Below are 14,005 nucleotides of genomic sequence, written 5' to 3' on the forward strand. Positions count from 1 at the left end.
GGGAGAATATGAGCGACACGTCCGGTAAGGGGTCCGCAGCGGGACCGCCACCGCGGGACAAGCCGGCCGACCTGGACGAGGATCTGACCCGGCGCGACTCCCCGGCCCACGACGGCCGCGCGTACAACCGCGCACACGACGGCGCGTACGACCGCTCGTCCGACTCGACCCGCCGGGACACCGGTGCCCCCGAGGACGACGGTCCCACGGACGGCACCCGTTTCGACACCCGTCGGAAGTCCGACGGCGCGGGAACCGCGGCGGACGGCGGGGCGGGCGGTTGGAACCAGGTGCCCGCCGCCGTCACGGAGCGGTACGAAGTGGTGCGGGCGCTGCCCACCGGAGGTGAGGCGTACCGCGTCCTGCTCACCCGCGACAAGGCCGACGGTTCGCTGTGGGTGGTGAAGCTGTACCACGGCTCCGCCCGTCGCAACGACGACGTGATGCGGGGGCTGCGGGAGGCGGATCACCCGAACGTCGTCCGGCTCCGCGACTTCGGTGCCGAGCCGGACCCCTACGGCGGCGCCGAGTGGCCCTGGGAGGTGATGGAGTACGTACCCGACGGCTCGCTCGCCGAGTTGCTGCACGAGGGCGGAGCCCTGCCGGAGCGGCAGGTGCGATCGGTACTGGAACAGCTCTCCGCGGGACTGCACTACCTCCACACCGAGTTGCGCATCGGCGAGCACCGGGGGGCGGCGCACCGCGATGTGAAGCCCGCCAACGTCCTCCTGCGCAGTGCCCGGGATCCCGTCGAGGCGGTGCTGGCCGACTTCGGGCTGGTCGCCGAGGCGCGCCACACCCGGCAGACGGACGTGGCGGCCGGCAGCGCCTCCTACCAGGCCCCGGAGACCTTCCTGCGGGCGGACCGGCGGCCCACGCAGGACTGGTGGTCCCTCGGCGTCGTGGTCGCCGAGATGCTGACCGGGGAGAACCCGAATGCCGCCGGCAGCGGTGGCTGGAGCAGCACGAGGGCGCTCCAGGAGATCCTGATCACCCACGACGTGGACCTGTCCGCCGTGGCGGACGCGCGCTGGCTCCTGCTGTGCGAGGGCCTGCTCACCCGGGAGCTGGAACATCGCTGGGGCTACGAACAGGTGAGCACCTGGCTTCGGGGCGGCAGCCCGCCCGTGCGGCGCAAAGCACCCGATCCCCATGCGGGCCGGCCGCTGCGGCTGGGCGGCCAGGGCCACCATCGGCTGGAGGAGCTGGCCGAGGCCATGGTGGCCGGGCCGTCCTGGCAGGACGCCCGGGACCTGTTCCTCTCCGCCGAGCGGCTCGCGGCGCTGCGCACCTGGCTCGACCAGGAGTTCGACGGGGGTGGCATCCCGGCGGATCTGGTCGGGACACCGGCGCAGGACGCGCGGGCGGCCGCCGTGCGGATCGCGGCGTTCCGGGCGGCGGTCCTGACGGACGCGCCACCGGTGTTCGCGGGCCACCCCGCCGACGCACCGGGGCTGTGCGCTCTGGCGGCGTCCTCCGCCACGCAGGACCAACAGGTGGCGGCGCTCATCAGCGGGGACCTGTTACGCGTCTTCGCCTACCACCCGTGCGCCACTCCGGCCGTCCGCGGCCACGGGCGCTGCGGCAGCCGCTGCGAGGTGCTGGCGGAGGCGGCCGAGGCCCTGCCGATCGCCGAGGACCGGCTGCGGCAGACGATTTCCGGACTGCGCGCGCAGTTCGGGCACGAGGCGTCCGCCGCGCTGCGGGACGCCCTGGCCACCCTGCAGAACAACCGTGAGCTTCGGGTGCTGTGCCTGCGCAGTGTTCTCGACCCGGCGAGCGTACGGCGGGAGCGGCTGCGCCTGATGGTACGGCGCCGGACGTCGCGGCTGCGGGCCTGCCGGTGGTGGATGCGGTTGTCCGCGGACGCCCTGCGGGAACGGGACGCTCCGGCCCGCCTGCTGCTCGCCCGGGTCCTCATGTCCTTCGCCGCGGCGGAGGGCCTGGAGGAACTCACCAAGCCGGGCGGAAGGAACAAGAAACGGCGCGAGCGCGCCAGGGACGCCGCGGACCGCACGACCTCGGCGGTGCTGGCCGTGTCGGCCGACCTCGCCACGGCGGCCGTCCTGCTCCTCACCTCGCTCACCGTGCTGTACGTCTCGACGGTGGCCTGGCTGCAGTGGGCCGGGGAGGAACCCGACCCCCGCGTCGACCGCTACGCGCAGGTCGCCGCGGCCGTCCAGTACACCCTGGCCGTACCCCTGACCGTGGCGCTGCTCTCCGTGGTTCTCCTTCATCGGCCCCCGGTCCGGGCCGCGGTCCTCGCCGTCTGGCTCGTGCTGGTCGCGGGCGCGGCGGTGGCCCTGACGCTCTGGAACGACCTCGGCTCCAGGATCCGCTTTCCCTATGTACCGGGAACGGATTTCAGGCAGAGCCTGTTGGAGACGGACCGGCTCGCCGGGGACCATCCGGGAGCCGCCGCCTGCTGGGCGGCGGTGGGCGCGACGATCGCCCTGGTGGCCGTCGTCAAGGCGAACGGCTACCGCGCCACGCGGGGCGGCCTCGGCGTCGACGCCGGGTGGGTGCGCGGACTCGTGATCGTGGCGGTCGTGATCCTGCTGGTCTTCCCCGCCCTCGCCTGGTGGGTGCCTCCGTTCGTGCCCACCGAACCCAAGGAGTTGTGGTGACGGACCGACCCGACAGGGCTGCCGGACCGCACGGCACGCACATGCGATGGACCGGGTCCGCCACCATCCGGGAGGTGCCCTCATGAGCTCGATGGGGGCGGCCTCGTACCGGGTGGAGACACCGGAGGAGATCGAGGCGCGCCGCCGACGGGCGGCACTGGAGCGATACCGCCAGGCCGCGGTCCGGCACGGGGCGCTGGTGACCGAGACCGCGTCCTGCCGCGCCGCGCACGGCCGCGGCGTCACCGCGCTGCGGCGGGCGTCCGCACCCGCGGCACGGGCCACGGCGGACGAGCTGGACGCGGAGACCGAACGGCTGGAAGCGGCGACGGGGCAGGCACGTGTCCTTCTTGAGACCCAGCTGGCCCAGGTGTTCCGCGACGAGCTGACGGCACTGGCGGCGCGTCCGGCACCCCGCGTGCACCACCGCAGGACCACGGCGGCGGGTCCCTCGGCCGAGGAGTCCGCGGCGGCACGCGCCCGGGAACAGCAGGAGGCCGCGGCGCGCCGGGAGGCCCTGGCCCGGCGCGCCGCCGACCTGCTGGCACGGTTGCCCGCCGCCGCTCCCGCGCAGCTGCGGGAGCTGTGCCGGGCCAACGCCGCCGAAGTGGCCTCGGCCGCCGGTGAGGACAAGGCCCGGCGGGTGCTGGCCTCACTGGAGGAACGGGTGAGCCGGGCGATACGGGCCCAGCGCGCCGTCGAGGAGGCCGCGGAGCATGCCGCGGCACTCGCGGCGCGGTTGGAGGACGTGCCGGGCGCGGTCGCCGAACGACTCACCCGGCGGCTGGCCGAAGTGGGCGAGGAACGGCGCGCGGAGGTCCCGGCGGCCCTGGTCGCGGAGGTCGAGGCGGCCGTCGCCGAGGCCGACATCGAGCGCTCCCGGCGGGTCGCCGCCCGGGCCCTCGCCCGGGTGCTGGCCGATCTCGACTACCACGTCGACGAGGGGTTCGAGACGGCACTCGCCGACCGGGGCACGGCGCTCGCGGGGCTGCCCGGCGAACCGGGGTACGGCCTGAAGGTCCTCTTCGACCGGGGCAGTTCCGTGCTGCGCCACATCGTCGTACGCGACGCGGAGGCCGACGGCGGCGGTATCGCCGACCGGCGGGCGCAGAAGGCGTTCTGCGCCGGCCTTCCCGCCCTGGTGAACGGGCTCGGCCGGCACCATGTGCGGCTGAGCGCGTCCCAGCTGGAGGAACCCGGGCAGCGGCCGGTGCCCCGGGTGGGCCCGGGGCTGATCCCCGGTCGTGAGCAGGGCGGCGGTCAGGAACGGGAGGCACAGGCATGACCACCACATACGGCCAGGACGGTCCGCAGGGACACGGTGAGCCGGGACCCGGCTCCGGAGGCGGGGACGAAGGGCCCGGGGCCCGCGCGGCGGATCCCCGGCCCGCCTGGGTACGGGAGGTGGCCCTCGCCGTCCGTGCCCATCCGCAGATCCTGCTCACCGGCAACGTCCATGACCAGTACCTCCTGCCGGACCCCGAACTCGACTTCCGTCCGCGGTACATGGAACTGGTGGAGGTGCTGGGCACCGTCCTGGCCGAACGCGGCTACGCGGCGGTCCTGAGCACCGCCGGCGGGGAGGGGCTGCGGGTCGTACGGCCCGAGGGCGGCGCGCATCCCCCGGTGGTCCGGGAGATCCTGGACCGGGCAGAGGTGGACCTCGGGCACCATCTGTCGCTGGGACAGCTGCGGGAGGTGCTCACGGCCGTGGCCGCCGACCAGCCGCCGGGTGCGGCCCCCGTCGCGCTGATCGTCACGGACGCGTCGCGGCTGCTGTCCGGCGAGCAGGTCACGGCGGAGGAGCGGCTGTTCCTGTCGGTCGCGGACCGTCTCGCCTACCGCGCGCTCCCCTCCTCGGCCGGCTACCCGGTGGTGTTCTGGGTGCTCGACAGAATCAACGACCTGCCCAGCTGGTTCACCACCGGCAATCACACCCTGCGGGTGACCGCCGTTCCCGAACCCGATCTCGGCACCCGCGAACGGGCCGCGGCCCAGTACGCGCCCCGGATGCTTCAGACCCCGACGGAGCCGGCCGAGCGGGCGGCCCTCGCGCGACGCTTCGCCGAGGCGACGCACGGCATGCGGCTGCGTCAGATGCGGGACGTGGTGGAACTGGCACGCGCGGCGCACATCCCGGCCGCGCGCATCGAGGACGCCGTACGCACCTTCCGCGTCGGCGTACCGGACAACCCCTGGCAGCATCCGACGCTGCGCGCCCGGCTGGCCGGCGCGGAGGAGGTGCTGGGGCACCGGGTCCTCGGTCAGCCGGACGCCGTGCGTCGCGCCGTGGACATCGTGGCGCGGTCGGTGACCGGGCTCGCGGGAGCGCAGACCGGCGGCACGGGCACCAAGCCACGCGGGGTTCTCTTCTTCTCGGGGCCGACGGGAGTGGGCAAGACCGAGCTGGCCAAATCGCTGGCCGGGCTGCTCTTCGGCGACGAACAGGCCTATCTGCGCTTCGACATGAGCGAGTTCTCCGCGGAGCACTCGGAGGCCCGGCTGATCGGCGCGCCCCCCGGTTACATCGGCCACAACGCGGGCGGCGAACTGACCAACGGGATTCGCGAACAGCCCTTCCGGGTCGTGCTCTTCGACGAGATCGAGAAGGCCCATCCGCGGCTGATGGACAAGTTCCTGCAGATCCTCGACGACGGCAGGCTCACCGACGGGCGTGGCGCGACGGTGTACTTCACCGAGACGCTGCTGGTGTTCACCACCAATCTCGGTGTGATCACGGCCGACGAGGAGGGGAAACCGAAGGAGAACGTCACCCCGGACGACGACCTGGAGACCATCGAGAGCAGGGTGCGCGAGCATCTCCAGCTGTACTTCCGCTACCTGCTGGGGCGGCCCGAGCTGTACAACCGTATCCAGCAGAACATCGTGGTCTTCGACTTCCTGCGCCCACCGGTCACCGAGCGGATCGCCGACCGCGCCCTGGACCGGGTGGCCGAGACCGTCCGGCGGGTGCACGGCGTGACCCTGGAGTACACCGCCGAGGCCCGCGACCGGTTCCGCGAACTGGCCACCTTCGATCTGCGCAACGGCGGCCGGGGCATCGTGTCGGAGATCGAGACCATTCTGGTCAACCCGCTGGCGCGGGAGCTGTTCCTGCAGCCCAGGCAGCCGGGGAGCACCTTACGGATCACGGGTCTCAAACCGGACGGGCAGAACTGGAAACTGGTGACGGGATGATCATTCGGATCGCACGCCTGCACCATCCGGTGACCGCTCTCGGTCCGGGTTCCCGGCTCGGCATCTGGACCCAGGGGTGCACGCTGGAGTGCCCGGGCTGTCTGTCCCGCGACACCTGGGACACCGGCTCCCAGTACGGCGTGGACACCGGGGCGGTCCTCGACTGGTGCGACCGCCAGGATCCGGCCGGCATCGACGGTGTGTCGCTCAGCGGCGGCGAACCGTCCGAACAGCCGGACGCGCTGACCGAGTTGCTCACGGGCCTCGCCGAGCGCCGGGAGCTGCACGGCTGGGACCTGCTGTGCTGGACGGGCCTTGAGGAGGAGCCGTTCGCCGCGCGCTGTCCCGAGGCCCATGCGCTGCTGGACGGGCTGGTCACCGGACCGTACCGGGCCGCGGAGGCGGGCGGGGGGCGCTGGCGCGGCTCGGCGAACCAGCGCCTGGTGCCGCTGACCGAACTCGGCCGGCAGCGCTACGGTCCCTGGGCGGGAGACGGATCGGGGCCCGGGCATCCCGCCGAGCTGCAGTTCCAGGTGGAGGCGGACCGCATGTTCCTCATCGGGGTCCCCCGCCCCGGTGATCCGGCCCGTATCCAGCGGGCGTTGGCCGAGCGCGGTATCTCCCTGGACGGTGTGACATGGCGGCCCTGATCTGCCCGCGGGGCCACGACGATCCCGGCGACGGCACGATGTGCGCGCACTGCGGCGAGTACCTGCGCAAGGCGCCGCCCCCGGCAACCGGGCCGACGGCCGACGAGACACCCCGGGAGTCCCCGCGGGACGAGCCCCGGCAGGGCTCCCGCCGCGCGGCTCCTGCCCCGCTGACATGCGAGGAACCGGGCTGCGATCTGGAACTCGACGAGGACGGCTGCCCGTTGCACGGCGGCACCGTGCCGCGGCCCTCGGCGCCGCCCCGGCATCCGGGAACTCCGACGTCCGCCGACCCCTCCGGGTCCGGGGGACACGCGTTGTCCCTGGTCTTCCCGTGGGGGGCGCACGCGGTCGGGCGTGCCCCGCTGGTCGTCGGGCGGTCGACGGACGAGGCGGGCGAACTGGCGGAACGCATGATCGAGTACGGCAGATGGACCGGCAACGACTACCGCAACATCTCCCGCGCCCACGCCGTGGTCTGGTCCGACGCCGTCGGCACATGGATCCGCCACATCGGGGGGACCAACGTCACCCGCCTCAACGGCCGGCCGCTCGAAGGGGACCAGCCGCACCGCCTCCGCGCGGGCGATCTCCTCGCCTTCGCAAAAGGCCTGCGCGCCCATGTGGAGGGAGCACAGCCCCCGAACGGGCCCGACGGCTCGGCGTGAACGACACTGCCGGGGCTCGACGTCATCGGCTGCGCGGCAGCCGCCGGGCGGCCTGACTCCTGGGCGACCTGGCTCCTGGGCTCCCGGGCCGGTCAACCAGCCTGTCGTCGGGCCGACTCGACGCGCCGCACCGCCTCGGCGTAACGGTGTCGCAGAGGCTCGGGCAGTCGCGCCAACGACGTGGAGACCAGGCCGAGTTCCTCGCTGAGAAGGACGGCACGCCCACGTTCCAGCCGGAGCGCGGCGTCCGTGGCACGGCCCTGTCCGGTCAACGCGTACGCCGCCTCCTCGGCCAGCCCGCGCGAGGCGATGAGCCATGCCTCGGAGTGACGGCGCAGTGCCTGGGCACGGTGCAGCGTCTCCGCGGCCCGCAGCAGGTACGCGTCGGCCTCGTGCACCTCGTCCCATGCCGAACGCCGCACCGCCCAGCGCATCCAGTTGTCGGCGGCGGCCACCGTCATCTCCGGGGCGATCGTCAGCCCCGCTCCGCAGGCCCGACGCAGCGAGGTCCGGGCCGCGTCGATGTCCTCGGCCTCGCCGGTCCGCTCCGCCACCGCTCGCTGGGCCTCTCCCAGGACGTTCAGCCGGCTCGCCAGATACGGCGCGGTCGCCGCGGTCATGTCCACGGCCTCGGCCAGCGCGCCGACCGCCTCCCGCAGAGCCGCCTCGCTCCGCTCCTGCCGCCCGCCCAGTCGATACATCTCGGCCAGCTCCGCCAGGGCGTTGCCGAGATTGGCCAGGAAGGTGGCACGCCCGGCGACGCCCCACGGGGAGACGTCGATGGCCTTGCGGTACGCCACGATCGCCGCCTCGATGTCACCGAGGACGACCCGATCGCCCGGCTGCGGCACCGCGCGCTCGGGGAACTGGGCGTCGAAGCGGGTCAGCAGCGCGCTCCCGAGGTTGTTGTGCCACCCGCCCAGCTCCGGATCGTCCGCGTGGGCACCGGCGACCGCGTCCTGCGCGTAACGGACCGACGCCTGCAGGTCGTCCTCCTCGCCGAGTCGCTCGTAGCGGTCCATCCGCATCATGCCCACGTTGCTGCAGATCCTGGCCCACGCCAGGGCGCCGTCGGCGACAGCGGCGAGGGCCCCGGTGGCGAGGTCGAGTGCCGTGTCGAGATCGTCGAGCGCCCCGGTGGCGTCGTAGCGGTCCCACAGGCACAGTGCCGTCGTGGCCGCGTACTGGGCCCACTCCTCCGTTCCCTCCACTGAGCGGTTCATTGCCTCCCGGGCGGCGAGCAGGGCCGCGGAGAGATCGTCCGGGTCGCCGGTCAGGTCGTAGCGGTCGGTGAGGACGACGGCCAGGTCGTTCGCCCGCGCCGCCCGCTTCAGCGGGTCGGTGGCACCGGCTCCGGCGTCGGCGTGGACACCGGCATCGGCATCGGCATCGGCATCGAGAGCGTGCCGGGCATGGGAAACGGCCCGGTTCAGGTCTTGTGGATCGCCCGTGTCCCAGAAGCGCTTCCGGTAGGCCGCGGCGGCATCGCCGAACAGCCGTCCGAGGACAGCACCGCCCGCCCCCGCCGCCTCGGCCGCCCGCAGCCGACGCTCCGCCTCCCCCGGGTCCGTGACACCGGGATCCTCCTCGATACTCACGGGGCTTCCCTACCCCACCCGCGGCGCCACGCACACCGCCCGAGTGGCTTCACCGCCACTTCACCGCGTGCCGGACCACACACGGGGTGAGAATCAGGAAGTGACTGTGCCACCTGAGACCTCACCCCTGTCGGGGCAGACCGTGTGCGGCAAGGACGCGCGCAGTCCGCTGCGCGCCTTCCTGCAGACCGAGACCGGCAGTGCCGCGGTCCTGCTGGCCGCCACGCTCGCGGCGCTCGCCTGGGCCAACATCGCACCGGGCACCTACGAAACCCTGTGGGACACCGAACTGTCGGTCCGCCTCGGCGGGGGCGGAGTCTCCCTGGACCTGCGGGAGTGGGTGAACAGCGGCCTGATGACGCTGTTCTTCTTCGTCGTCGGCCTGGAGGCGCGCCGCGAGTTCGACATGGGCGAGCTGCGGGAACGCCGACGGGTCACCCTGCCGGTGCTCGCCGGGCTCAGCGGCATGCTCGTACCCGTCGCCATCTACCTGGCTCTCAACGGGGGCCACGACTCCGCGCACGGCTGGGGCGCCGCCATGTCGACGGACACGGCCTTCGCCCTGGGCATGCTCGCCCTCTTCGGAGCGCGGCTGCCCGACGGACTCCGGGTCTTCATCCTCACCGTCTCCGTCGTCGACGACTTCGTGGCGCTGGCCGTGATCGCCGTCGCCTACAGCGGAGCCGTCGCCCTGCCCGCGCTGCTGACGGCACTCGGCCTCTTCGCGCTCATCCTGGTGGTACGGCGCACCCTGGGCGTGCGTATCCCCGTCCTGTACGCGGTGCTGGGTGCGGCGGCCTGGGTGTCCCTCCTGAAGTCGGGTGTGGACCCGGTCGTGACCGGCCTCGCGATGGGCCTGCTGACCTACGCCTACCCGGCCGAGCGCGGCGACCTGGAACGAGCCAGCCGGCTTTTCCTGCGCTTCCGTGAACAGCCGACCCCGGAACTCGAACGCACCGTACGACGCGGGATCTCCTCCACGCTCTCGCCCAACGACCGGCTCCAGCAGACCTTCCACCCCTGGACGAGCTATGTGATCGTGCCGCTGTTCGCCCTCGCCAACGCCGGCATCCCCATCACCGCCGACCAGCTGGCCCACGCCTTCACCTCGCCGATCGCCCTCGGCATCCTCCTCGGCTACGTGCTCGGCAAACCGCTCGGCATCATCGGCGCCACCTGGCTCACCACACGCGTCGGCCGAGGACGCCTGCAGCCGCCGGTCGGCTGGGGCGCCATCACCGCGGGCGGCACCCTGGCCGGGGTGGGATTCACCGTCTCCCTGCTGATCGCGACACTCGCCTTCGACGGGGCCCGGCTGGCGGAGGCGAAGATCGGCATCCTCGCCGCCGTGCTGTGCTCGTTCCTCCTCACCTGGCTGGTCACCTGGCTGATCGGCGCCCTCCCCAGGCGTTCACGCACCCGGGCCCTGCTCGGCACGGGGAACGCCATCGTCGACCTCAGCGACCCCGTCGACGTGGCACGCGACCACGTACGCGGCCCGCTCGACGCGCACGTGACACTCGTCGAGTACGGGGACTTCGAGTGCTCGTACTGCGGACTGGCCGAGCCCGTGATCCGCGAGCTGCTCGCCGACTTCGGTGACGTGCGCTACGTGTGGCGGCATCTGCCGCTGACCGACGTACACCCGAACGCCCAGCTCGCGGCGGAGGCCGCCGAGGCCGCGGACCACCAGGACGGGTACTGGGAGATGCACGATCTGCTGATGGAGCACCAGGGCGACCTACGGCCGAAGGACCTGCTCCGCTACGCCGAGGAGATCGGACTCGACACCGACCGCTTCCTCCACGACCTCCGGGTCGGCGCGGGTGCCGCCCGCGTCGCGGCCGACGTCGAGTCCGCCGACCTCAGCGGCGTCTCGGGCACACCGACGTTTTTCGTCAACGGCCGTCGCCATCACGGCGCCTACGACATCGCCACCCTGTCCGCGGCGGTACGCGCCGCGCGTGAACGGGCCGCCCTCCAGGGGGCAGGACAAGAAGCCTGAATCGCGCAGCCTCCCGGCCCCTGGCGTCATCGTCCGTTCACACCGCATTGGTTGTCGGAATGCGGTGGACACGCCAACGATGGAAATCATGAGTGAAGCCGAGCGGCCCCACCCCCACCACGGTGTCCACGAAATCGTCGAGCGGATCACCGAGCACCACGAGCAGGCCGCACGTCGCCACGAGGAAGAAGCCCTCACTCTGGCCGCCGAGACCGCCGCCTTCGATCTGGGCAGCGACATCGGCCACCCCACGGTGGGGCACAACCCCGTTGGTTACGACATCGATTCCGACCTCGGCACCGACAAGGAACCCCCGGAGCTCCGCGCCCGTTGAGGCTCCGTCACCGTCCGGCCCGACTGCCACGCGTCACGACTGCCCACGCGTCACGACTGCCCACACGTCACAACTGCCCACGCGTCACGACAGTGCGGGCGGACCGTCGTGGTCCCGGGGAGTCCGGGGGCCCGCTTCGATGCTTCCTTTGATGCCGAGTTTTCGGCGCGCCCGCTGGTAGAAGGTCGTACCGCCGAGACGCACGACATGAGCCGCCGCGGGACAGGCCGCCACGGTGATCCGGTCGCCCGCTCCGAGGTAGCCGACCACCTCGCCGTCCACCTCGACGGCCAGCCGCCCCGTCGTGGGCAGCAGTTCGAGGGTGACGTCCTCGTCCGCGGGCAGGACGAGCGCCCGGTCGAACGACGAGTGCGCGCTCGCGGGGACGACGAGGATGGCTTCCACCCGGGGCGAGAGGATCGGACCGCCCGCGGCGAAGCTGTACGCCGTCGATCCGGTCGAGGTGGCGACGACGACGGCATCGGCCGCGTAACGGATGAACTCCTCGCCCTGCAGACGGATCGCGATCGCGGCCATGCCGCTGCCGGGCACCCGTACGAGCGCGATGTCGTTGAAGGCACGGAACTCCCGCCCGTCCGGGAGTCGGCTTCGTACGGCCATCCGCGGCTCGGTGGTGTACTGACCACTGTCGATCCGGTCCAGCGCGGACGGCAGATCGTCGACATCGATCTCGGCGAGAAAGCCCAGCCGGCCCAGGTTGACGCCGAGCACCGGGGTGGTGTTGCCGGACAGCAGCCGCATGGAACGCAGCATGGTCCCGTCCCCGCCGAGACTCACGATCAGACCGGCCCGCGCGACGAGAGCTTCCGCCGACACGGACACGGCACTGCAGGCGATGCGGCCCACCTCGTCCGGCAGCCCCAGGACCTCGGTGTCATTCTTCCGGGCCCACTCCACGATCGACTCGATGACCGGCCCCGGATGACGCCTGGGATGCAGGATCAGCCCGATCGATCCGATCAGACCCATGAGAGGTTCCCTTCCGCCGATCCACCATGTCCAAGTGCTCCATCATTGCCCGACGGGAACGGTTTTCTGCCGCCGCGGCACCGAATGCAGCCCGGTCGGCTCGTACGAAACGGGCGGGGCACCGGCCGGTCGGCCGTAACGCCGGAACCGATCACCCGGCGCGATCAGACATCCTTCCGGGCGGCTTCGCGGCGCTGCCGCTTGCCCAAAGGAGCCTGGGACAGGTCCTCGGCGTGCGACCTCAGGTTCTTGTGGCCGTAGCCGCGCTGGCCCAGCCACGCCTTCGCCGCTTCCTCCGCGCGTTCGGTCGCCTCCAGGATGTCCTCCTCGGCCTCTCCGGAATCCAGGAAGCGGAAGGTGAAGGCGGGCCGGGCGGCGATGTCGTAGCTGAGGTGACCTTCAGGGGTGAACGCCGCGCGGAGAACGTCATGCTCCGCGGCCCGCGCCAGGAGTTCGGCCCGCTGGTCGGCGCCGAGTCCGTCGAAGACTCCACGGACGGTGATGCGAAACGTACGAGTACTCATGCCGCGACCCTAGCCATCGGCCTCGGCACGGCTCCACACGTTTACGCCCCGTCCCACGCGCGGCCCCACCGAGTGACCGACGCACGGTCCACGGCACACCGCCGCGCGAGGAACCAATCAAGGTCCGAGTCACGGCCGGCCATCGCACCGGCGGCCGGGAAGCAAGGAGCCGTCTGCCCGCTCGGGAACTGCTCCGACGGGGCCGGCGCCGACGCGAGCCTGCGCATCGACGCGCGACGGCCTCGCCCGTCAACCGGAATATGACCTGCGGAGCATTCGCCCTGCCTTGAAACGTGACACACGCGGCGGGTTGACACCCCACTACCGGCCCTCCATCATCGGTGCAACTCTGGTGGGCCGCCCCGCACTTCCGGCCACCCGAAGAGCCTCCCCCGTCCGGTGAGTGGATTGAATCGATTCACCACTTTTTCGTCGACTCCTCCGTGAATCCCCCGCGAAGCCCCTTCCGACCGGCAGCACCGACCCGGGAGGTCCCCGTGCATCGTCGCCGCCCCACACGGAACAGACGCACCGATCCGCGGCACACCGTCGGCCGCCTCGCACCCCCGACCACCCCGCCGAGCACGAGTCCCACCCCCCGGACCGGCGCCCCGGCCGGGGCCCCCGGCGAACCCCCGGTCGGATCCCGGTCCGCCGTCACGCGCGATCTCGGCCAGGGCGTCGGCGCCGTGACAACGTTGTCCTCCGGTGGTGCCAGTGACTCCGGCCAGCGGGCCGGCCCGGCCTTCGGCGAGTCGTCCCTGTGCATGGGCGCCGACAGCGACAAGAGCGGTGGCCGCGACGGCGAGGACGGGGCCCTGTACGACGGTTCGGCGCCCGCGCCTGGCACGTACACCGTGCCGATGACTCAACTCCGCGGCGGAACAAGGTACTTGAACCCCGGCGAATCAAGGTACCTGACGGTCCTTCCGGACTCCTCCGGCCGGGTGGACCCGAGCGGCGCCGGCCTCGACTTCACGGCGGCACCCGGCAAGTCCGACCCGGCCGACCACGCGAACCGCTTCCACTCCGGCGACGACCTGCCGAACCGCATCCGGTACGCGGGCCCCCGCTACTCGGGCCCCCGCACCGCGCGGTTCGACACGACCGCCTCCGGACAGGGCCGGGCCTGGCCGCCGCCCTCTCCGGCGTGGGACCACAGCGCCACGGTCGGCCCCGAGAGCACGGCCGACGGCTACACCGCGTGCGCCGACGCGGGCGACTCCGGCGGCTCGTGCTGCGCGGGCGGCTTCGGCGGAGCGCGGACGGTCGCGCCCGGCGCCGCCCGGCGCCGCCTGCTCCACAAGTCGTTCCTGGGCGGTGTCGCGTGCACGACGGCGGCGTTCGGCGCCGGTCCGCTGCCCGACGGCGCGAAGTCCCGCCACCGCACGACCTGACCGCCGCCGCCCCG

11 protein-coding genes are annotated in these 14,005 nt (G+C 72.7%); 8 read left to right on the top strand and 3 right to left on the bottom strand.

Going from position 1 to position 14,005, the window contains the following annotated elements; translation table 11 throughout:
* Positions 1 to 8 precede the first annotated feature (8 nt).
* The 5 genes from RV986_RS09430 (at position 9) to RV986_RS09450 (ending at position 7,143) form a co-directional block, all read left to right on the top strand.
* Positions 9 to 2,627 (top strand): protein kinase domain-containing protein, encoded by a 2,619-nt coding sequence (locus RV986_RS09430; RefSeq protein ID WP_475916960.1) that lies wholly within the window; start codon positions 9 to 11, stop codon positions 2,625 to 2,627.
* Positions 2,628 to 2,709: 82 nt separating this feature from the next.
* The gene (locus RV986_RS09435) at positions 2,710 to 3,912 is read left to right on the top strand and encodes a hypothetical protein (protein ID WP_475916961.1); all 1,203 of its coding nucleotides are present in this window, start codon (positions 2,710 to 2,712) and stop codon (positions 3,910 to 3,912) included.
* Positions 3,909 to 5,825: an AAA family ATPase gene (locus RV986_RS09440; protein WP_475916962.1), complete on the top strand. Its 1,917-nt coding sequence runs from the start codon at positions 3,909 to 3,911 to the stop codon at positions 5,823 to 5,825. The genes RV986_RS09435 and RV986_RS09440 overlap by 4 nt, the downstream gene beginning before the upstream one ends.
* On the top strand, positions 5,822 to 6,475 hold the full coding sequence (locus tag RV986_RS09445; RefSeq protein ID WP_475916963.1) for a 4Fe-4S single cluster domain-containing protein: 654 nt from the start codon (positions 5,822 to 5,824) through the stop codon (positions 6,473 to 6,475). The genes RV986_RS09440 and RV986_RS09445 overlap by 4 nt, the downstream gene beginning before the upstream one ends.
* A complete protein-coding gene (locus RV986_RS09450; RefSeq protein WP_475916964.1) occupies positions 6,463 to 7,143 on the top strand; it encodes an FHA domain-containing protein in 681 nt (226 codons plus the stop codon). Before RV986_RS09445 ends, RV986_RS09450 begins: the two co-directional genes overlap by 13 nt.
* A 92-nt stretch (positions 7,144 to 7,235) precedes the next feature.
* On the opposite strand, the gene RV986_RS09455 is transcribed toward RV986_RS09450, so the two are convergent.
* Positions 7,236 to 8,741: a tetratricopeptide repeat protein gene (locus RV986_RS09455; protein WP_475916965.1), complete on the bottom strand. Its 1,506-nt coding sequence runs from the start codon at positions 8,739 to 8,741 to the stop codon at positions 7,236 to 7,238.
* A 106-nt stretch (positions 8,742 to 8,847) separates the two neighbouring features.
* On the opposite strand from RV986_RS09455, the gene nhaA reads away from it, so the two are divergent.
* Positions 8,848 to 10,746, top strand: coding sequence for a Na+/H+ antiporter NhaA (gene nhaA, locus RV986_RS09460; protein WP_475924231.1), 1,899 nt, complete (start codon positions 8,848 to 8,850; stop codon positions 10,744 to 10,746).
* An 88-nt stretch (positions 10,747 to 10,834) separates the two neighbouring features.
* On the top strand, positions 10,835 to 11,080 hold the full coding sequence (locus RV986_RS09465) for a hypothetical protein (protein WP_475916966.1): 246 nt from the start codon (positions 10,835 to 10,837) through the stop codon (positions 11,078 to 11,080).
* Positions 11,081 to 11,164: 84 nt separating this feature from the next.
* Here the strand turns inward: RV986_RS09465 and RV986_RS09470 are convergent, their stop codons facing one another.
* Both RV986_RS09470 and RV986_RS09475 read right to left on the bottom strand, forming a co-directional pair.
* Positions 11,165 to 12,070 (bottom strand): NAD(+)/NADH kinase, encoded by a 906-nt coding sequence (locus tag RV986_RS09470; protein WP_475916967.1) that lies wholly within the window; start codon positions 12,068 to 12,070, stop codon positions 11,165 to 11,167.
* A 164-nt stretch (positions 12,071 to 12,234) separates the two neighbouring features.
* Positions 12,235 to 12,594, bottom strand: coding sequence for a DUF6204 family protein (locus tag RV986_RS09475; protein ID WP_475916968.1), 360 nt, complete (start codon positions 12,592 to 12,594; stop codon positions 12,235 to 12,237).
* A gap of 689 nt (positions 12,595 to 13,283) precedes the next feature.
* Between RV986_RS09475 and RV986_RS09480 the strand changes: the two genes are divergently transcribed.
* Positions 13,284 to 13,991, top strand: a complete 708-nt coding sequence (locus RV986_RS09480) for a hypothetical protein (protein WP_475916969.1) — start codon at positions 13,284 to 13,286, stop codon at positions 13,989 to 13,991.
* Positions 13,992 to 14,005: the final 14 nt, after the last annotated feature.

The organism is Streptomyces sp. RLA012 (genome assembly GCF_056270325.1).

What these genes read in the sequence shown, in the direction of transcription:
- RV986_RS09450 (WP_475916964.1), top strand. Translation starts at nt 6,463, where the DNA reads ATGGCGGCCCTGATCTGCCCGCGGGGCCACGACGATCCCGGCGACGGC.
- RV986_RS09475 (WP_475916968.1), bottom strand. Translation starts at nt 12,594, where the DNA reads ATGAGTACTCGTACGTTTCGCATCACCGTCCGTGGAGTCTTCGACGGA.
- RV986_RS09435 (WP_475916961.1), top strand. Translation starts at nt 2,710, where the DNA reads ATGAGCTCGATGGGGGCGGCCTCGTACCGGGTGGAGACACCGGAGGAG.
- RV986_RS09465 (WP_475916966.1), top strand. Translation starts at nt 10,835, where the DNA reads ATGAGTGAAGCCGAGCGGCCCCACCCCCACCACGGTGTCCACGAAATC.
- RV986_RS09440 (WP_475916962.1), top strand. Translation starts at nt 3,909, where the DNA reads ATGACCACCACATACGGCCAGGACGGTCCGCAGGGACACGGTGAGCCG.
- RV986_RS09445 (WP_475916963.1), top strand. Translation starts at nt 5,822, where the DNA reads ATGATCATTCGGATCGCACGCCTGCACCATCCGGTGACCGCTCTCGGT.
- RV986_RS09430 (WP_475916960.1), top strand. Translation starts at nt 9, where the DNA reads ATGAGCGACACGTCCGGTAAGGGGTCCGCAGCGGGACCGCCACCGCGG.
- RV986_RS09470 (WP_475916967.1), bottom strand. Translation starts at nt 12,070, where the DNA reads ATGGGTCTGATCGGATCGATCGGGCTGATCCTGCATCCCAGGCGTCAT.